2 protein-coding genes (1 of these 2 running past the window's edge) are annotated in these 21794 nt (G+C 65.0%); both read left to right on the plus strand.

Annotation, left to right across the window (positions count from 1 at the left end; genetic code table 11):
* Positions 1–12438, plus strand: coding sequence for a non-ribosomal peptide synthetase (locus tag CKW07_RS23680; protein WP_095147298.1), 12438 nt, complete (start codon positions 1–3; stop codon positions 12436–12438).
* Positions 12438–21794, plus strand: partial view of a non-ribosomal peptide synthetase gene (locus tag CKW07_RS23685; protein WP_095147299.1) — the 5' portion only. 5718 nt of this gene lie beyond the right edge of the window; 9357 of the gene's 15075 nt are visible here — the first part of the coding sequence; its start codon is at positions 12438–12440; its stop codon lies off the right edge, out of view. The genes CKW07_RS23680 and CKW07_RS23685 overlap by 1 nt, the downstream gene beginning before the upstream one ends.

The following is a 21794-nucleotide window of genomic DNA, read 5'->3' on the forward strand; positions in this document are numbered from 1 at the left end:
ATGAATGCTGAAGACTCCTTGAAACTTGCTCGCCGGTTTATCGGGTTGCCTCTGGAAAAGCGCCAGATGTTCCTGGCTGCGCTTCACAAGGAAGGCGTGGAGTTCTCCCGGTTGCCGATTCCGGCAGGCGTCGAGGCCGAGGACCGCCAGGCGTTGTCTTACGCCCAGCAGCGCATGTGGTTTCTCTGGCACCTGGATCCCCACAGCGGCGCCTACAACCTGCCGGCAGCGGTGCGCCTCACCGGGCGCTTGAATGAGCAGGCCCTGGAGCAAGCCTTCGCCAGCCTGGTGGCCCGTCACGAAACCCTGCGCACCGTGTTCCAGCAACAACCCGACGACAGCCTGCTGCAAGTCCCGTTGTACCAGCCGCTGGACATCGAGCGTGTCGACCTGTGCGCCTTGCCCGCGCACGAGCGTGAATCGCAGGTCAGATTCGACGCCCAGCAGCAATCGTTGTTGCCGTTCGATCTGGCCAACGGCCCGCTGTTGCGCGTGCGCCTGCTGAAGCTGGCCGAGCAGGAGCACGTGCTGCTGTTGACCCTGCATCACATCGTTTCCGATGGCTGGTCGATGAATGTGCTGATCGACGAGTTCTGCCGTTTCTATGACGCCCACGATCAGGGGCAACCGGCTGAACTGGCGCCGTTGCCGGTGCAGTACAGCGACTACGCCTTGTGGCAACGGCGCTGGCTGGAGGCGGGCGAGCAGCAGCGCCAGCTCGATTACTGGCTGGCGCAGTTGGGGGACGAACACCCGGTGCTGGAACTGCCCACCGATCACCCGCGTCCGGTGCTGCCGAGCAACCTCGGTCGGCGCGTCGAGCAGGTGATCGACACCGCACTGGCCGATGCCCTGCGCGGTGTGGCCCGACAGCATGGGGTCACCCTGTTCATGCTGTTGCTGGGCACCTTCAACATCCTCCTGCATCGCTACACCGGCCAGACCGACCTGCGCATCGGCGTGCCGATCGCCAACCGCAATCGTGGTGAAGTCGAAGGGCTGATCGGCTTCTTCGTCAACACTCAGGTCCTGCGTGTGCAACTGGATGGGCAGACCTGTCTCGGCGATCTGCTGGCCAGCCTCAAGGAAACTGCCCTCGGTGCCCAGGCCCACCAGGACCTGCCGTTCGAGCGCCTGGTCGAGGCGCTGAAACTCGAGCGCAGCCTGAGCGTCAACCCGCTGTTCCAGGTGATGTACAACCACCAGCCGGAAGTCGCCGACGTCACCATGTTGAAGGTCGGTTCCGGCCTGGCGCTGGGGGTGATCGAGTGGGAAAGCCGCAGCACCCAGTTCGACCTGAGCCTGGACACCTATGAAAAGGCCGGGCAGTTGCACGCGGCGTTCACTTACGCCAGCGACCTGTTCGAACCGGCCACCATCGAGCGCCTGGCACAGCACTGGACTCACTTGCTGCGCCGAATCGTCGACGACCCCCGGCAGCGGGTGGGCGATATCGCGTTGCTGAGTGTCGAGGAGTATCGATTGCTGGTCGAAGGCTGGGGGCGCCACGATGCGACTTACCCCAGCCAGCGATGCGTGCATGAGCTGTTCGAAGACCAGGCGCAGCAGACACCCGACGCCGTGGCGTTGATCTGTGAGGGGCAGCAGCTGACTTACGGCCAGCTCAATGCACGGGCCAACCGCTTGGCGCGGACCCTGGTGGCGCGAGGCGTCGGCCCGGAACACCCGGTGGGCGTTGCGCTGGAACGCGGCCTGGAACTGGTGGTCGGTCTGCTGGCGGTGCTCAAGGCGGGTGGCGCCTACGTGCCGCTGGACCCTCACTATCCTCGTGATCGCCTGCAATGCATGATCGAAGACAGCGCCTGTCATCTGGTGTTGAGTCAGCACGCTCTGCTTGAGCGCCTGCCGATTCCGGCGGGAGTGAACGGCCTGTGCCTGGACCACGATGAGGCCTGGGGCAACACCGACTCGCGCAATCTGAATGTCCCGCTGTCCGCCAGCAACCTGGCCTATGTCATGTTCACCTCCGGTTCCACCGGCCGGCCCAAGGGCGTGGCCATCAGTCATGGGGCCTTGAGCAAGCACGCGTTCGCCTCTGTGCACTATTACGGTCTGAGTGCCAGCGACTGCGCCCTGCAGTTCGCCACCTTCAACTTCGATGCCTTTGGCGAGCAATTGTTCGGGCCGCTGATCTGCGGCGCCTCGGTGGTGCTACGAGGGAACGAGGTCTGGGACAGCGAAACCCTGTACCGGCAGATCATCGAGCAGCGGATCACGGTCATGGACCTGACCACCGCCTACTGGAACATGGTGGCCAAGGAATTCGCCGCCGCCGGCCCCCGCGACTACGCCGCGCTGCGCCAGGTGCACAGCGGTGGCGAGGCGATGCCGCCCGAAGGCGTGCTGGCCTGGCGTCAGGCCGGGCTGGCGCACGTGAAACTGCTCAACACCTACGGCCCCACCGAGGCCACCGTCACGGCCACCAGCTTCGATTGCAGGGAGTACCTGTCCGGCGCACAGCCGTTGCCGCTGACCCTGCCCATCGGCCGGGCGCTGCCGGGACGACATACGTATGTGCTGGACGACAACGGCCTGCCCGCCCCGGTCGGCGTGGTGGGCGAGTTGATGATCGGCGGCGAGTTGCTGGCCCGGGGCTATTTTCAACGACCACAGCTGACGGCCGAACGCTTTATCCCCGATCCGTTTTCCACGACGGGCGCGCGCCTGTATCGCACCGGCGACCTGGCGCGTTTCAACGCCCACGGGGTGATCGAGTACGTCGGCCGTGTCGACCACCAGGTAAAAATTCGCGGTTTCCGAATCGAGCTGGGCGAAGTCGAGGCGCGCCTGCTGGAGCAGGCCCGGGTGCGCGAAGCGATCGTGCTGGCGGTACAGGGCGCCAGCAGCTTGCAACTGGTGGCGTACCTGGTGCCCACGGACAAGGCGTTGGTTGATGCATCGGCCGAGGTCCAGGGCGAGTTGCGCGAAGCGATCAAGGCCGGGCTCAAGGATTGCCTGCCGGACTACATGGTGCCGGCGCACCTGGTGTTCCTCGACCATTTGCCCCTGAGCCCCAACGGCAAACTGGACCGCAAGGCCCTTCCTGCGCTGGAGGCCAGTCAGGCACAACAGGCCTTCATGGCCCCCCGCAGTGTGCTGGAACAGACTCTGGCGGCGATCTGGCAGGACGTGCTCAAGCAGGAGCCGGTCGGCCTGACCGACAATTTCTTCGAGCTGGGCGGTGACTCGATCATCTCCATTCAAGTGGTCAGCCGTGCGCGGCAGGCCGGGATCCATTTCAGTGCCCGCGACCTGTTCCAGCACCAGACGGTCCAGGGGCTGGCGGTGGTGGCGCGCTCGGGCGATGGGGTTGTGGCCATCGATCAGGGCCCGGTGACCGGTGCGCTGCCGTTGTTGCCGATCCAGCAATTGTTCTTCGAGGACGCCATCCCCGAGCGCCACCACTGGAACCAGGCGGTGCTGTTGCGTCCCCGTGAGCCGTTGCAGGCACCGCACTTGACCCAGGCCTTGCAGGCCTTGGTCAGCCATCACGATGGTTTGCGCACCCGTTTCCAGGAGACCGCGCAAGGCTGGCAGGCGGCCGTGCCGGCTGGTGTACTCGATGCCACCGAGCTGTTGTGGACCTGTGAAGGCGTGGCCGTCGATGAGCTGCAAGCGCTGTACACCGAGGCCCAGCGCAGCCTCGACCTGAAACGCGGCCCCCTGTTGCGCGCGGTACTGGTGACCTTGGTCGATGGCAGCCAGCGCCTGTTGCTGGCGGTGCATCACCTGGTGGTGGACGGCGTGTCCTGGCGGATTCTGCTGGAAGATCTGCAAGCGGCGTATCAGCGGGCGCAACAAGGCATCGCGGTCCAACTGCCGGCGAAAACCCACGCCTACAAGGTCTGGGCCGAGCGCTTGCAGGCCCATGCTGCGACGCAAGCCGTGCAGGACGAACTGCCTTACTGGGCCGCGCAACTGAGCGCTATGGCTGACCTGCCTTGTGATCAGCCGCAGGGCAGCCTGCAAAGCCGTCATGCCTGGGTCGCCCACAGTCGCCTCGATAAAACCTTCACCCGGCAGCTGTTGCAGCAGGCCCCTGCCGCGTACCGCACCCAAGTCAACGACCTGCTGCTGACCGCGCTGGCCCGGGTCATCGGCCGCTGGACCGGCCATGCCGACACGCTGATTCAGCTCGAAGGCCACGGCCGCGAGGAGCTGTTCGACGACATCGATTTGACCCGCACGGTGGGCTGGTTCACCAGCCTGTATCCACTGCGCCTGACGCCCGCCGACTCGCTGTCGGACAGCCTCAAGCAGGTCAAGGAGCAACTGCGCGGCGTGCCGCACAAAGGCATTGGCTTTGGTCTGTTGCGCACGCACGAGCACCTGAAAGGGCTGGCCGTGCCGCGCATCACCTTCAACTACCTGGGGCAGTTCGACGGCAGCTTCGACGCCGGTGAGGGCGCACTGTTCAGGCCTGCCGGTGAGCGTGCCGGTGCCGAGCAAAGCCTCGAGGCCCCGCTGGACAACTGGCTGAGCATCGAGGGGCAGGTGTATGACGGTGAACTGGACCTGCGCTGGACCTTCAGCACGCAGATGTTCAATGACACCACCATCACGCGCCTGGCCGATGACTACGCTGGCGAACTGCAAGCGCTGATCAGCCATTGCTGCCTGCCGCAGACCATGGGCGTCACGCCGTCGGACTTCCCGCTGGCGCTGCTTGATCAGGTGCAACTGGATGCGATCCAGGTCCCGGCGGCCGAGATCGAAGATATCTACCCGCTGTCGCCGATGCAGCAGGGCATGCTGTTCCATACCCTGTACGAACAGGTCAGTGGGACCTACATCAACCAGTTGTGCGTGGATGTCGACGGTCTCGACACCGAGGTTTTTTGCGCCGCCTGGCAAGCCACCATGGATGCCCATGAAATCCTGCGCAGCGGTTTCCTCTGGCAGGACGGTGGGCAGCAACCGCTGCAAATCATTCATCGCCGGCTGGCGTTGCCGTATGTGCTGCTCGACTGGCGTGAACACCCGGACAGCGCCCGGGCACTGAAGGACTTCGCCGCCGCCGACCTGGCCCGGGGCTTCGACCTGGCGCAGGCGGGGTTGCTGCGCCTGACCCTGATCCGCACCGCTGAACTGCGTCATCACCTGATCTTCAGCAACCACCACATACTCATGGATGGCTGGAGCAGTGCGCAGATGCTCGGAGAGGTCCTCCAGCGCTACAGCGGCCTGTCGCCGGCTCGACCCCAGGGGCATTATCGCGATTACATCCAGTGGCTGCACCGTCAGGATCCGGTCGTCAGCGAAGCCTTTTGGCGCAAACAACTGGCCGATCTGCAAGAGCCGACCCTGCTGGCGGCGACCGTTCGCGAGGCGGTCAACGAGACCGGGCATGGGCTGCACCATGACCAACTGGATGCGGCCCGCACCCAACGCGTGAACCGCTTTGCCCGGCAGCACAAGGTGACGCTCAACACCGTGGTCCAGGCGGCCTGGCTGCTGCTGTTGCAGCGTTACACCGCCAGCCCATGTGTGGCATTCGGGACCACGGTGGCCGGGCGGCCGGCCGAGTTGCCGGGGATCGAACAGCAGGTCGGTCTGTTCATCAACACCTTGCCGGTGATCGCCGGCTCCCACCCCGAGCAGACGGTGGCGGCCTGGCTGGCCGAGGTACAGGCGCAGAACCTCAGCCTGCGCGAGTTCGAGCACACGCCGCTGGCGAACATCCAGCGCTGGGCCGGGCAGGGCGGCGAGTCGCTGTTCGACACCTTGCTGGTGTTTGAAAACTTCCCGATTGCCCAAGCCTTGCAACAGGGCACGGCCCAAGGCGTGGTGTTCGGGGAGGTGGCCAACCAGGACCGGACCCATTACCCGCTGACCCTTGGCGTGACCCTGGGGGAAACCCTGGCGCTGCACCTGAGTTTCGACCGGGCGCATTTCAGCGCGGCCGCCATCGAACGCATCAGCGCTCATCTGTTGCACCTGATCGAGCGCTTTGCCGACTCGGCCGAACAACGCCTGGGGGAAATCGCCCTGGTCAATGCCCAGGAGCAGGCCCTGCAACGGGCGGGCAACCTGCCGCAGCCGTATCCGGTCGATATCGCCGTGCACCAGCGTTTTGCCCAATGGGCCAGCGAACAGCCGGAGCGTACCGCGGTGATTTTCGCCGGCCAGCGTTTCAGTTTCGGTGAGCTGGATCAGCGCGCCAACCAACTGGCCCATGCGCTGGTCGCCCGGGGTGTTGGCCCGGAAGTGCGGGTGGGTGTTGCCTTGCCCCGCAGCGAGGGGCTGATTGTCGCCTTGCTGGCGGTGCTCAAGGCCGGCGGTGCCTATGTGCCGCTGGACACCGGTTACCCGCGTGAGCGCCTGGCGTACCTGATCCGGGATGCAGGCCTGGCGCTGTTGCTCAGCGATTCGAGTGTATCGGCGCAGCTGCCGATCGAAGGTGCATTGACTGTGCTGGAACTGGACCGTCTGGACCTCAAGGCCCACGCCCTGGCGGCACCTCAGGTGGCGCTGCACCCGCACAACCTGGCGTATGTGATTTATACCTCCGGTTCCACCGGCCACCCCAAGGGTGTGAGTGTGGCCCATGGTCCGCTGGCGATGCATTGCCTGGCCATCGGCGAGCGCTACGAGATGCAGGCCAGCGACTGCGAATTCCACTTCATGTCGTTCGCTTTCGACGGTGCCCATGAGCGCTGGCTGACCAGCCTGACCCACGGTGCGTCGCTGCTGATCCGCGATGACAGCCTGTGGACCCCGGAGCAGACCTACAACGCCATGCACGAGTATGGCGTCACGGTGGCGGCGTTCCCGCCGGTCTACCTGCAACAACTGGCCGAACACGCCGAACGGGTCGGCAACCCGCCGCGGGTGCGCATCTACTGCTTTGGTGGCGATGCGGTGCCCACCGCCAGTTTCGAGCGGGTCAAGCGAGCGCTGAACCCGCAGTACATCATCAACGGCTACGGCCCGACCGAAACCGTGGTCACGCCACTGATCTGGAAGGCCGGTCGTGACCAGGCGTGCGGTGCCGCCTACGCACCGATTGGCCGCCGGATCGGTGACCGCAGCGCCTACGCGCTGGACGCCGACCTCAACCTGCTGCCCCAAGGCATGGCCGGTGAGCTGTACCTGGGGGGCAGTGGCCTGGCCCGGGGTTACCTGAACCGTCCTGGCCTGAGTGCCGAGCGTTTTGTCGCCGACCCGTTCAGCACCACCGGCGGCCTGCTGTACCGCACTGGCGACCGGGTTCGCCAGCGTGTCGACGGTACCTTCGACTACCTGGAACGCATCGACAACCAGGTGAAGATTCGCGGTTTCCGGATTGAACTGGGCGAAGTCGAAGCCTGCCTGCAAACCCTCGAAGGGGTGCGCGAGGCAGTGGTGGTCGCTCAGGAAAGTGGCAGTGGCAAGCGCCTGGTGGCCTACGTGGTGGCAGATGATGTGAGCGTGCAACGGGTCGGCTTTGCCGAAGCCCTGCGCGGACAGCTCAAGGCCAGCTTGCCGGCGCACATGGTCCCGGCCTACCTGCTGTTGCTCGATAGCCTGCCGCTGACGCCCAACGGCAAGCTCGACCGCAAGAGCCTGCCGCAACCCGATCTCAGTCAGTTGCAGCAAGCCTATGTGGCACCGCGCAGCGAACTGGAACAGCAACTGGCGGCGATCTGGCAGGACGTGCTGAAGCTGGACCGGGTCGGTCTGGCCGACAACTTCTTTGAATTGGGGGGTGACTCGATCATCTCGATTCAAGTGGTCAGCCGCGCCCGTCAGGCCGGCCTGCGGTTCACCCCCAAAGACCTGTTCCAGCACCAGACCCTCCAGGCGCTGGCCGGCGTGGTACGTACCGGGGAACCGTTGCAGGCCATCGACCAGTCCCCGGTGACGGGCGAAACCGCGCTGCTGCCGGTGCACCAGGTGTTCTTCGCCCAGGCGATTCCTGACCGTCACCACTGGAACCAGTCGGTGATGCTCAAACCTACGCAAACCCTGGCGCCCGAAGTCCTGGAGCAGGCCTTGCAGGCCTTGATCGTGCATCACGACAGCTTGCGCCTGGGGTTTGCCCGACCGTCCGGGGACTGGTCGGCGCACTACCGCGATATCGATGTCCTGCAGGCACTGTGGCTACGTGAGCCGGTGCTGTGGCAAGCCGATGTCGCGGATCTGGCCGCCCTCGATGCCTTGGGCAACCAGGCCCAGCGTAGCCTTGAACTGCAAGGCGGCACGCTGATGCGCGCCGTGCTGGCGACCCTGGCGGACGGCACGCAGCGCTTGCTGTTGATCGTTCACCACCTGGTGGTGGACGGCGTGTCCTGGCGGATTATCTTCGAAGACCTGCAAACCGCTTACCGGCAACGCCTGGCTGGTGAAGCCGCGCACTTGCCAGCCAAGACCAGCGCCGTCAAAGCCTGGGCCGAGCAGTTGCAACAGTACGCCACCAGTGCGTCGTTGCAGGCGGAACTGGCTTACTGGCAGCAGCAATTGCAGGGCGCGCCAGTGGCATTGCCCTGCGACAACCCGAACGGTGGCCAACAGCACCAGCAGGCGCTGTGCATCCGCAGCCAGCTGGATAAACACCTGACCCGCCAGTTGCTGCAAGAAGCCCCGGCGGCCTATCGCACCCAGGTCAACGACCTGTTGCTCACCGCCCTGGCGCGGGTGATGGTGCGCTGGACTGGCGACGACAGTGTGCTGGTGCAGCTCGAAGGCCATGGCCGCGAGGACCTGTTCGAACACATCGACCTGACCCGCACCGTGGGCTGGTTCACCAGCCTGTTCCCGGCACGCTTGTCGCCGATGGCGGAGCTGGGCGCGTCCCTCAAGCAGATCAAGGAGCAACTGCGGGCCATTCCGAACAAGGGCATTGGCTTTGGTGCGCTGGCGCACCTGGGGGATGCGCCAGCGCGCAATGCATTGGCCGGGTTGCCGGTGCCGCGCCTGACCTTCAACTACCTGGGTCAGTTCGACGGCAGCTTTGCCGAGGCCGACGGAGCGTTGTTCGTGCCGACCACCGAGGCCGGTGGCGAGGAGCTGAACCTGCAAGGGCCGATGGGTAACCCGCTGGCACTGGACAGCAAGGTGTTCGGCGGCGAGCTGAGCCTGAGCTGGACCTTCAGTGGCGAGATGTTCGCCCCGGCCACCATCCAGCGCCTGGCCGATGACTACCAGAACGAGCTGACCGTCCTGATTGGCCATTGCTGTGACCGCCAGTCTCACGGTGTCACGCCATCGGACTTCCCGCTGGCCCGACTGACCCAGCAGCAACTGGACAACTTGCCGCTGCCGGCCCAGGCCATCGACGATCTGTACCCGCTGTCACCGATGCAGCAGGGCATGCTGTTCCACTCGTTGCTGGAACAGGGCAATGGCGATTACATCAACCAGATGCGCCTGGACGTCGACGGTCTCGATCCGCAGGCTTTCCGTCAGGCCTGGCAGGCGGTGGTCGATGCCCATGACATCCTGCGCAGCGGTTTCTTCTGGCAGGGCGATCTCGAACACCCGGTACAGGTGGTGTATCGCCAGGTCGAGGTGCCGTTCACGGTGCTCGACTGGCGCGGACGTGATGCGCTGGACGCGGCCTTGCAGACCCTGGCCGACGAAGAACGTGCCCAGGGCCTGGACCTGAACCAGGCGCCCCTGTTGCGCCTGGTGCTGGTGCGTACCGCCGAGCATCGCCACCACCTGATCTACACCAACCACCACATCCTGATGGATGGCTGGAGCAATGCCCAGTTGCTGGGCGAAGTGTTGCAGCGCTATCGCGGTGAAACGGTGGCGCGCCAACCCGGGCGCTATCGCGACTACATCGCCTGGTTGCAACAGCAGGACGTCGCCGTCAGCCAAGCGTTCTGGACCCCGGCCCTGCAGCAACTGGAAGAGCCGACGCGCCTGGCCGATGCATTGCCGCTGCCGGCGCCGGCAGAGGTCGGCGGCTACGGCGATCACTATCAAATGCTCGACGTCACCCAGACCCATCGTCTGAGCGAGTTTGCCCGCCAGGCCAAGGTCACCGTCAACACCCTGGTGCAAGCGGCGTGGTTGCTGCTGTTGCAGCGCTACACCGGCAAACGCACCGTGGCCTTCGGTGCGACCGTGGCCGGGCGTCCGGCAGACGTGCCGGACAGCGAGCAACAGATCGGGCTGTTCATCAACACCTTGCCGGTGATCGCCAGCCCGGATCCGCAGCAAACGCTGAGCAGTTGGCTGCAAACCGTGCAGACCCAGAACCTGGCTCTGCGCGAGTTCGAGCACACGGTGCTGTCCGATCTGCAACGCTGGGCCGGGCAGGGCGGCGAAGCCCTGTTCGACAGCATTCTGGTGTTCGAGAACTACCCGGTTTCCGCAGCTCTGGAGCAAGGCGCACCCCAAGGGCTGCACTTCGGCCCAGTGACTACCCATGAGCAGACCAACTACCCGTTGACCTTGCTGGTCAGCCTGGATGCCCAACTCTCGGTGCACTTGAGCTACCAACGAGCGTGCTTCGCGGCGGGCAGCGTGGCGCAACTGGGGCGCCACCTGGCGCAGCTGTTGACCGGGATGGCCGAGCACCCCGAGCGTCGCCTGAGTGACTGGCTGTTGTTGGACGCCGCCGAGCAGCGCACGGCCGTGCTGGAATGGAACCCGCCGCTTGAGGACGTCAAGCCGACAGGGTGCGTGCATCAGTTGATCGCCGGGCAAGCGTTGGCCACACCCGATGCACTGGCGGTGACCTTCGGTCTCAAACAACTGACGTACGCCGAACTCGAGGCTCGGGCCAACCAGGTCGCGCATAGGTTGATCGCCCTGGGGGTTGGCCCGGAAGTGCGGGTCGGCGTGGCGATGCAGCGCTCCGACAACCTGTTGGTGGCGTTGCTGGCGGTGCTCAAGGCCGGTGGCGCCTATGTGCCGCTGGACCCGGACTACCCGGCCGAGCGTGTGGCCTACATGCTCGAAGACAGTCGTGCGCGGGTGCTGCTGACCGAAGCCAGCATCGCCGCCAGCCTGCCGGTGCCGGCGGGTACCGAGGTGCTACTGATGGAGCACGCGTTGTCATGGCTGGGTGGCATGCCCGACACTGCGCCCGTGACCGCAGTGTCGCCGGACAACCTGGCCTACGTGATCTACACCTCCGGCTCCACCGGCCAACCCAAAGGTGTGGCGATCACCCATCGAAACGTGCTGGCGCTGATCGACTGGTCGCGCTCGGTTTACCGCCGTGACGACATCCAGGGCGTGCTGGCCTCCACCTCGGTGTGCTTCGACCTGTCGGTGTGGGAGCTGTTCGTGACCCTGGCCAATGGCGGCTCACTGATTATCGCGCGCAATGCCCTGGAATTGCCGCAGCTACCGGCGCGCGATCAGGTGCGCCTGATCAACACCGTGCCGTCGGCCATTGCGGCCTTGCAGCGCACCGGGCAGATCCCGCCGAGCGTGCGCATCATCAACCTGGCCGGCGAGCCGTTGAAACAGTCGTTGGTGGATGCCTTGTACGAGTCACTGACGCTGGAGCACGTCTTCGACCTGTACGGCCCATCGGAAGACACCACCTATTCCACCTGGACCCGGCGCGAGGCCTTGGCCCAGGCCAACATCGGCCGGGCGATCAAGCACTCCGCCGGCTATGTGCTGGACACCGACCTGCACCTGGTCCCGCAGGGGGTATCGGCCGAGTTGTACCTGGCCGGCGGCGGCATCACCCGGGGGTACCTGGCGCGTCCTGGCATGACTGCCGAGAAGTTCGTGCCCAACCCGTTCGCCAGCAATGGCGAGCGCATGTACCGCACCTGCGACCTGACCCGCCAGCGCCAGGACGGTGTACTCGAGTACCGCGGGCGCATGGACCATCAGGTGAAGGTCCGCGGCTACCGCATCGAACTGGGGGAAATCGAAGCACGCCTGCTGCATCAGCCGGCGGTGAGCGAAGTGGCGGTGCTGGCGCAGGACGTGCTGGGCAGTCAGCAACTGGTGGCCTATGTGGTCGCCCCGCAGTTGGACCTCAGTGCCAGCGATGAGCAACGCCCCCTGCGTGATGCGCTCAAGGCCGGGCTCAGGGAACACCTGCCCGATTACATGGTGCCGGCGTATCTGGTGTTCCTCGACCAGCTGCCACTGACCCCCAACGGCAAGCTCGACCGCAAGGCGCTGCCGGCAGTGGATGCCAGCCAGCTTCAGGCCGGTTACCTCGCCCCCCGCAGCGAGCTTGAACAGCAGGTGGCGAGCATCTGGCAACAGGTGCTCAAGCTTGAGCGCGTGGGCCTGAACGATCACTTCTTCGAACTGGGCGGCCACTCCTTGCTGGCCGTCAATGTGGTGTCGCGCCTGGCCCTTGAATTGGGCCTCACGCTGACCCCGAAACTGCTATTCCAGCACCCGACCCTGGGTGAATTCGTTGCCCGTCTGGACACCACCGACGGGCCCGTCAATGAACAGAAACTGAGCAAGCTAGAAGCCCTGCTTGACGAAATGGAGGAAGTCTAATGGACACGAGTGTTGCTTTGAGGATTGCCAAGCGCTTTATCACTCTGCCGCTGGACAAACGCAAACTGTACCTGGAGAAGATGCTCGAAGAGGGCGTCTCCCCGGCAAACCTGCCGATCCCCGAGGTGCAGTCCGGCTTCGACGCGATCCCGTTGTCCTATGCCCAGGAACGCCAGTGGTTCCTCTGGCTGATGGACCCCCACAGCAGCGCCTATCACATCCCCAGCGCCTTGCGCCTCAAAGGCACCTTGGACGTCGCCGCGCTGGAACGCAGTTTCAACGCGGTGGTTGCGCGCCATCAAAGCCTGCGCACCACCTTTGCCGAGCAGGGCGAACAACGGGTGCAGGTGATTCACGCGCAGATGCCGTTGAGCATTGCCCGGCAGGCAGTGCCTGCCGGTCTTGAGTCGTCACAGGTCGAGGCCCGCATCAAGGCGTTCGTCGACGGTGAAACCCATCGCCCGTTCGACCTCGCGTGCGGCCCGTTGCTGCGCGTGGCACTGTTGCAGGTCGACGAACACGACCACGTGCTGGCGCTGATCCAGCACCACATCATCTCCGATGGCTGGTCGATGCAAGTGATGGTTGGCGAACTGATCCAGCATTACGCCGCCGACACCACTGGCCAGCCTTTGGCCTTGCCCGAGCTGTCGGTGCAGTACGCCGACTATGCGATCTGGCAGCGCCACTGGCTGGAGGCTGGTGAGCGCGAGCGGCAACTGGCCTACTGGACCGCCACCCTGGGTGGCGAGGACAGCGTGCTGGAGTTGCCCATCGATCACCCGCGCCCGGCGGTGCAAAGCTATCGCGGTGCGCGCCTGGACCTGAACCTGCCGGCCGAACTCAGCGCCGGCCTCAAGCAACTGGCCCAGCGTGAAGGCAGCAGCCTGTTCATGCTGCTGCTGGCCTCGTTCCAGGCCTTGCTGCACCGCTACAGCGGTCAGTCGCAGATTCGCGTCGGGGTGCCGGTGGCCAACCGCAACCGGGTGGAAACCGAAGGCCTGATCGGCTTTTTCGTCAACACCCAGGTACTCAGCGCCGAGGTTCACGGGCAGCAGCGTTTTGACCAGTTGCTGGCCCAGGTCAAACAGTCGGCGCTGGCGGCCCAGGCGCACCAGGACCTGCCGTTCGAACAGTTGATCGAAGCCCTGCAACCAGAGCGCAGCCTGAGCCACAGCCCGCTGTTCCAGGTGATGTACAACCACCAGGCGGTCAACGACCAGGCCCAACGGCAAAGCCAGGTGCAACTGCCACAGCTGAATGTCGAGGACATTGTCTGGGAAGGGCGCACTGCCCAGTACGACCTGACCCTGGGCACTTACGAGTCGAGCGACGGCATCGCCGCCGAACTGACGTACGCCACCGACCTGTTCACCCCGGCCACCGTCGAGCGCCTGGCGCGGCACTGGCAGCATGTGCTGCGCGCTATCGTTGCCAACCCGACCCAGCGCATCGGCGAACTGCCGCTGCTCGATGCCACTGAACAGCGCCATCTGCAACAGGATTGGCAGCGCGTCACCGACCACGACGCGCCAGCGGCCGGTGTCCATCAGCGCATCGCTGCCCAGGCCCAGCTGATGCCAGATGCCATTGCGCTGATCGTCGGCGACGACACCTTGACCTACGAGCAACTGGAGTGCCGCGCCAACCCGCTGGCCCATAAGCTGATCGAGCAGGGCGTGGGGCCGGACGTGCTGGTGGGTATTGCCGTCGAGCGCAGCGTCGACATGATTGTCGGCCTGCTGGCGATCCTCAAGGCCGGCGGTGCCTACGTACCGCTGGACCCGGCGTACCCCGAGGATCGCCTGGCCTACATGATCGAAGACAGTGGCATCGAACTGCTGCTGACCCAGGCCCATGTGCAGGCGCAGCTGCCGATTCCGGCCACACTCGCCACGCTGGTGCTGGATCAACCGGGGGACTGGCTGCAAGGCTATCCGCAGTCCAGCCCAACGGTAGCAGTGGAGGAGCAGCACCTTGCGTATGTGATCTACACCTCCGGCTCCACCGGCAAACCCAAAGGGGTGATGGTGCGTCACGGCGCACTGTTCAACTTCGTCGCCAGCATGGTCGGCCAGCCCGGCATCATGGCCTGCGACCGCATGTTGTCGCTGACCACGTTCTCCTTCGACATTTTCGGCCTGGAGATCTATGGGCCGTTGCTGGCCGGCGCCAGTGTGGTGCTGACCGGCAAGGACGTGCACCAGGACCCGCAGGCAGTGCTGCAACTGATTCGGCGCTGGGCGGTGACGGTGTTGCAGGCCACGCCTTCGACCTGGCGCATGCTGCTCGACAGCGACGACGCGACGCTGCTGGCCGGGCGCACGTTCCTGTGTGGCGGCGAAGCATTGCCGCAGGAACTGGCGCAACGCATGCTGGCGCTGACGCCCAAGGTCTGGAACCTCTACGGCCCAACCGAAACTACCATCTGGTCGGCCCTGCATCCGCTGAGCGCAGACAGTCCTCGGCCGTTCCTCGGCAAACCGATCGACAACACCGCGCTGTACATTCTGGGCAGCGACCTGGCACTCAACCCGCCGGGTGCTCCCGGTGAACTACTGATCGGTGGCGATGGCCTGGCCCGTGGCTATTTCCAGCGCCCGGCACTGACCGCCGAACGCTTTGTGCCGGACCCGTTTTCCACCCGTGGCGAGCGGCTGTACCGCACCGGCGACCTGACCCGCTATCGCACCGAGGGCGTGATCGAGTACATCGGGCGCATTGACCATCAGGTGAAAATTCGCGGATTCCGTATCGAGCTTGGCGAAATCGAAGCCCGCCTGCTGGCGCTGGACAGCGTCCGGGAAACCGTGGTGGTGGCCCAGGACGGCCCGACCGGCCAGCAACTGGTGGGTTATGTGGTCGCGGCCAGCGAGCCGTCCAACCCCGAGGCCGAAGCCGAACTGCGCATGGCGCTCAAGGCCAGTCTCAAGGCACAGCTGCCGGAATACATGGTGCCGACGCACCTGATGTTCCTCGCCCAATTACCGCTGACCCCCAATGGCAAGGTCGACCGCAAGGCCCTGCCAAAACCCGACGCCAGCCAATCGCAGTCGAGCTACATCGCGCCGCAGACCGCCACCCAGCACCGGGTGGCGGAGATCTGGCAAGCGGTGTTGAAACTCGAGCAAGTGGGGCTTTCGGATAACTTCTTCGAACTCGGTGGTCACTCGCTGCTGGTGACCCAGGTGGTGTCGCGGGTGCGCCAGGTGCTGAATATCCAGGTGCCGCTGCGCACCCTGTTCGAGCACGGCACGCTGGAGGACTTTGTCGCCGCACTGGGTGTCGAACAGGGCAGTCGCGTGCCTGCGATTGCCGTGCTGCCCCGTGAGCAACCGCTGGCGTTGTCCTACGCCCAGGAACGTCAATGGTTCCTCTGGCAACTGGCACCCACCAGCACCGCCTACCATGTGCCGGCCGCCTTGCGCCTGCGCGGTGAGTTGGACCTGGCGGCGTTGCAGCGCAGTTTCGACGCGCTAATCGCCCGCCACGAATCCTTGCGTACCTGTTTTGTCACCGATCAACCACAGCCCCTGCAGGTGATCCAGGCCCAGGCTCCGTTGCACCTTGCCGTGCAGGAGGTCGAGCGCGATCTGGATGACGCCCGCCTGCAGGCGCTGGTGGCGCAAGAGACCTTGCACCTGTTCGACTTGCAGCAAGGCCCGCTGCTGCGGGTCAAGCTGTTGCACCTGGCGGCCGATGACCATGCGCTGATCATTACCTTGCACCACATCGTCTCCGACGGCTGGTCGATGGGCATCATGGTCGACGAACTGATCGCCCTGTATGCCGCCTACAGTCAGGGGCAGGCGCCGCGGTTGCCGGCGTTGCCGGTGCAATACGCCGACTACGCGGTGTGGCAACGGCAGTGGATGGAGGCCGGGGAGCGCGAGCGCCAATTGGCCTACTGGACGGCACAACTGGGGGGCGAGCAACCACTGCTGGAACTGCCGACCGACCGTCCGCGCCCATCCGAGCAGAGCTATCGCGGAGCTCGTCATGACATCGTCTTGAGCCCGGCACTGGTCGCCGGCCTCAAGCAGGTGGCGCAGCGCGAGCAGGTCACCCTGTTTACGCTGTTGCTGGCCTCGTTCCAGACCTTGTTGCATCGCTACAGCGGTCAGACGCAGATCCGCGTCGGCGTGCCGGTGGCCAATCGCAGCCGGGTGGAAACCGAAGGCCTGATCGGCTTCTTCGTCAACACCCAGGTGCTCAAGGCCGACGTCGACAGCCAGCAGACCTTTCGCAGCCTGTTGCAACAGGTCAAGCACAGCGTGCTCGGCGCCCAGGCCCATCAGGACTTGCCGTTCGAGCAATTGGTCGATGCCCTGCAACCGCAGCGCAGCCTCAGTCACAGCCCGTTGTTCCAGGTGCTGCACAACCACCAGAGCCAGGCGCGCGAAGCCCGTGGTGCGGCGCGGCTGCCGAACATCGAGATCCAGCCACTGAGTTGGGCCTCGCACACGGCTCAGTTCGACCTGACCCTGGACACCTTCGAATCCGCCGACAACCTCTGGGCTGAACTGACCTACGCCACCGACCTGTTCGACGCCGCGATCATGGCGCGGTTTGCCGGGCATTGGTTGAACCTGCTGCACGCGGTGGTTGCCGATGGCGGGCAGCGCATCGGCGAGTTGCCGTTGCACGATGACGTCGAACGGGCGGCCACCCTGTTGCAGTGGAACCCGGCGGTGGCGGATTTCCCGAGCCAGGCGTGCCTGCACCGGTTGATCGAAGCGCAAGCCTTGCGTGATGCCGATGCGATCGCCGTGAGCTATCTCGACCAGACCCTGAGCTACGGCGAGCTCAACCGCCGTGCCAACGCACTGGCCCACACGCTGATCGACAGCGGGGTAGGGCCGGATGTACGCGTGGGGCTGGCGGTTGAGCGCAGCCTGGAAATGCTGGTGGGCCTGCTGGCCATCCTCAAGGCCGGCGGGGCCTATGTGCCGCTGGACCCGACCTACCCCGAGGAACGCCTGGCCTACATGATCCAGGACAGCGGTATCGGCCTGGTGTTGAGCCAACGCCATGTGCTGGGGCGCCTGCCGGTGCCGGACAACGTGCGCAGCCTGATCCTCGATCAGGACGATGACGGGCTTGAGGGCTACAGCGACGCCAACCCGCAGGTGGCGATGAGTCCGGACAACCTGGCGTATGTGATCTACACCTCCGGCTCCACCGGCCAACCCAAGGGCACCTTGCTCGCCCACCACAACGTGGTGCGCCTGTTCGCGGCCACCGACCCCTGGTTCAGCTTCGGCCCGCAGGATACCTGGAGCCTGTTCCACTCCTACGCGTTCGACTTCTCGGTATGGGAAATCTTTGGTGCGCTGCTGCACGGCGGCAAGCTGGTGGTGGTGCCGTACGAGGTCAGTCGCTCGCCGGAAGATTTCCATGCCTTGCTGTGCCGCGAGCGCATCAGTGTGCTGAACCAGACGCCATCGGCTTTCAAGCAACTGATGCAGGTGGCCTGTGCGCCCGGGCACCGCGTCAGCCAGTTGTCGCTGCGCTACGTGGTGTTTGGCGGCGAAGCGCTGGAGGTCAAGAGCCTGCGCGACTGGTTCGAACGCTTTGGCGATACGGCCCCGCAGTTGATCAACATGTACGGCATTACCGAAACCACGGTGCACGTGACCTACCGACCGTTGTCCATGGCCGACCTGCAGCGCGAGGTCGGCAGCCCGATTGGCGAGCCGATCCCGGACCTGTCCTGGTACCTGCTCGACGGTGACCTGAACCCGGTCGGCAAAGGCTGCATCGGTGAGCTGTATGTGGGGCGCGCCGGTCTGGCGCGGGGTTACCTGAATCGTGCCGACCTGACCTGCCTGCGCTTCATCCCCGATCCGTTTGCCGCTGACGGTGGGCGTTTGTACCGTACCGGTGACCTGGCGCGTTATCGTGCTGACGGGGTCATCGAGTACGTCGGGCGCATCGACCATCAGGTGAAGATCCGGGGCTTTCGTATCGAGCTGGGTGAAATCCAGGCGCAGTTGCTGGAGCAGGACGCCGTGCGCCAGGCCGCGGTGCTGGCGCAGCCAGGTCTCAGCGGCCAGCAACTGGTGGCGTACCTGGTGCCGGCCGATGCGGCGGTGCTCGATGGCAGCGCCGAACAGCAGGCGCACTGGCGTGACCGCGTGCGTGCCTCCCTCAAGGACAACCTGCCGGAGCACATGATCCCGGCGCACCTGATGCTGTTGGCGCAGTTGCCGTTGACCGCCAACGGCAAGCTCGACCGCAACGCACTGCCGTTCCCCGACGCCAGCCAGTCGCAGCAGGCCTATCAGGCGCCGCAAAGCGTGCTGGAGCAGCAACTCGCGGCGATCTGGCAGGACGTGCTGAAGCTGCCGCAAGTGGGCCTGCACGACAACTTCTTCGAACTCGGAGGTGACTCGATTATCTCGATCCAGGTGGTCAGCCGTGCCCGTCAGGCCGGTATTCGCCTGAGCCCCAAGGACCTGTTCCAGCACCAGACCGTACAGCGTCTGGCCCTGGTGGCCGGGGTGGGCGACAGCGGCGTGGTCATCGACCAGCGGGCCGTCAGCGGCGCTGCATTGCTGCTGCCGATCCAGCAGCAGTTCTTCGAGGATGCTATCCCCGAGCGTCACCACTGGAACCAGTCGCTGCTGCTCAAACCGGCAGCCACGCTGGACGCGGCAACCCTTGAACAGGTACTGCACGCGCTGGTGCTGCATCACGACGCCTTGCGCCTGAGTTTTCAGGCGCAGGAGGGCACCTGGGCGGCCACGCACCTGTCACCCGACGCCGTGCAGGACCATGACCTGCTCTGGCAGGCGCAGGTAGCGGACACCCACGCACTGGAAGCCCTGGGCAACCGGGCCCAGCGCAGTCTCGACCTGCAACACGGACCGCTGCTGCGGGCGGTGCTGGCCACCCTTGACGACGGCAGCCAGCGCTTGTTGCTGGTGATCCATCACCTGGCGGTGGACGGCGTATCGTGGCGGATTCTGCTGGAAGACCTGCAAAGCGCGTATCAACAGGTGAGTACCGGCCAGCCCCTGGCACTGCCGGCCAAAACCAGTGCATTCAAGGACTGGAGCGAACAGTTGCAGCGCTATTCCCGCAGTCCGGCGCTGCAAGCGGAACTGGCTTACTGGCAGAACTGCCTGAGCGATGTCAGCACCGATCTGCCGTGCGAGCGCCTCGATGGGGGGGAGCAGAACCATCTGGCGCTGACCGTGCAAACCCGTCTCGGCCAGGACCTGACCCGGCAACTGCTGCAAGAGGCGCCTGCGGCCTACCGAACCCAGGTCAACGACCTGTTGCTGACCGCGCTGGCCAGGGTGATCGGGCGCTGGACTGGCCAGGCTGCGACTCTGATCCAGCTCGAAGGCCATGGTCGTGAAGAACTGTTCGACCGCATCGACCTGACCCGCACCGTCGGTTGGTTTACCAGCCTGTTCCCGGTGCGCCTGACGCCAGCGGTCGGGCAGGGCGACTCGATCAAGCAGATCAAGGAGCAACTGCGCGCCATCCCCAACAAGGGCATGGGTTACGGTGCCTTGCGCCACCTGGGCGATGAGTCGGTACAGCAGCGCCTGCGTGTGCTGCCAACCCCCCGGATCACCTTCAACTACCTGGGCCAGTTCGATGGCAGCTTCGATGGCGACGACGCGGCCTTGTTTGCCCCGGCTCAGGAAAGCGGCGGCCTGGAACAAAGCGCCGACGCGCCGCTGGGCAACTGGCTGACCCTCAACGGCCAGGTGTATGGCGGCGAACTGAGTGTGGGCTGGACGTTCAGCCGTGAGCGTTTCAGTCGCGAAACCATCGAGCGCCTGGCGGCGGCCTACGCGCAGGAACTGGCGGCGTTGATTGCCCACTGCACCGAACCCGGTGTCGCAGGCCTGACGCCATCGGACTTCCCACTGGCGGGCCTGACCCAGGCGCAACTCGACAGCCTGCCAGTTACTGCCAGCCAGATCGCCGATGTCTATCCGCTGTCGGCGATGCAGCAGGGCATGCTGTTCCACAGCCTGTACGAACAAGCGAGTGGCGACTACATCAACCAGATTCGCCTGGATGTCGCAGGTCTTGACCCGCAACGCTTCCGTGATGCCTGGCAGGCGGCGGTCGACAGCCACGACATTCTGCGCACCGGTTTTGTCTGGCAGGGTGCGGTGGCGCACCCGGTGCAAGTGGTGCACAAACAGTTGTGCATGCCGTTCAGCGTGCTCGACTGGCGTGACCGCGTCGAGCCTGACGAGGCCTTGAATGCCTTGGCGGCTGCCGAACAGGCCCAGGGTTTCGACCTGGCCCATGGGCCGCTGCTGCGCATGGTGGTGGTACGCCTGGATGATCAGCGCTGCCATCTGATCTACACCAACCACCACATCCTCATGGACGGCTGGAGTAATTCGCAGTTGCTGGGCGAAGTCCTGCAACGCTACAGCGGCGAGTCGGTCCCGGCACAGGCCGGGCGTTATCGCGACTACATCCAGTGGCTGCAAGGTCAGGACAGCCGCGCAAGCGAAGCCTACTGGAAAGGCCAGTTGGCCAACCTTCAAGAGCCCACCCGACTGGCCCAGGCAGTACAGTGTCAGCTGCGCGAAGAACAGCTCGACGGTCATGGCGAGCAGTATCGCTTCATCGATGCCGTGCAAACCCGGCGCCTGGGCGAATTTGCCCGCCAGCAAAAGGTCACCCTCAACACCCTGGTCCAGGCCACATGGCTGTTGCTGCTACAGCGCCTCACCGGTCAGCAAACCGTGGCGTTCGGCGCCACGGTGGCCGGGCGTCCGACTGAACTCAAAGGCGTCGAGCAGCAGATCGGTCTGTTCATCAACACCTTGCCGGTCATCGCCAGCCCGCGTTCGGAGCAGACCGTCGGCCAGTGGTTGCAGGCCGTGCAGGCGCAGAACCTCGGCCTGCGCGAACACGAACACACGCCGTTGTTCGACATCCAGCGCTGGGCCGGCAAAAGCGGTGAAGCGCTGTTCGACAATATTCTGGTGTTCGAGAACTACCCGGTATCCCAAGCCCTGGAGCAGGGCGCCCCTAGCGAACTGCGCTTTGGCAACATCGACAACCACGAACAGACCAACTACCCGCTGACCCTGGCGGTGAATGTCAGCGATGAGCTGTCGTTGCACTACAGCTACCAGCGTGGGCAGTTCGCCGATTCGGTGATCGGGCAGTTGAGCACGCACTTCGACACGCTGTTGCAGCAGCTGACGGGTTCGGGCGACGCCACCCTGGGTGAGTTGAACCTGCTGGATGCCGCCGGGCAGCAACGCATGGTCGAGCAGTGGAATGCCACCGAGGTGACGTACCCGCAAGCGCTGTGCGTCCACACGCTGATCGAAGCCCAGGCCCGGCGTACACCGCACGCCACGGCG

The sequence above is a fragment of the Pseudomonas sp. Irchel s3b6 genome (genome assembly GCF_900187415.1).
GTDB lineage: Bacteria > Pseudomonadota > Gammaproteobacteria > Pseudomonadales > Pseudomonadaceae > Aquipseudomonas.

What these genes read in the sequence shown, in the direction of transcription:
- CKW07_RS23680 (WP_095147298.1), top strand. Translation starts at nt 1, where the DNA reads ATGAATGCTGAAGACTCCTTGAAACTTGCTCGCCGGTTTATCGGGTTG.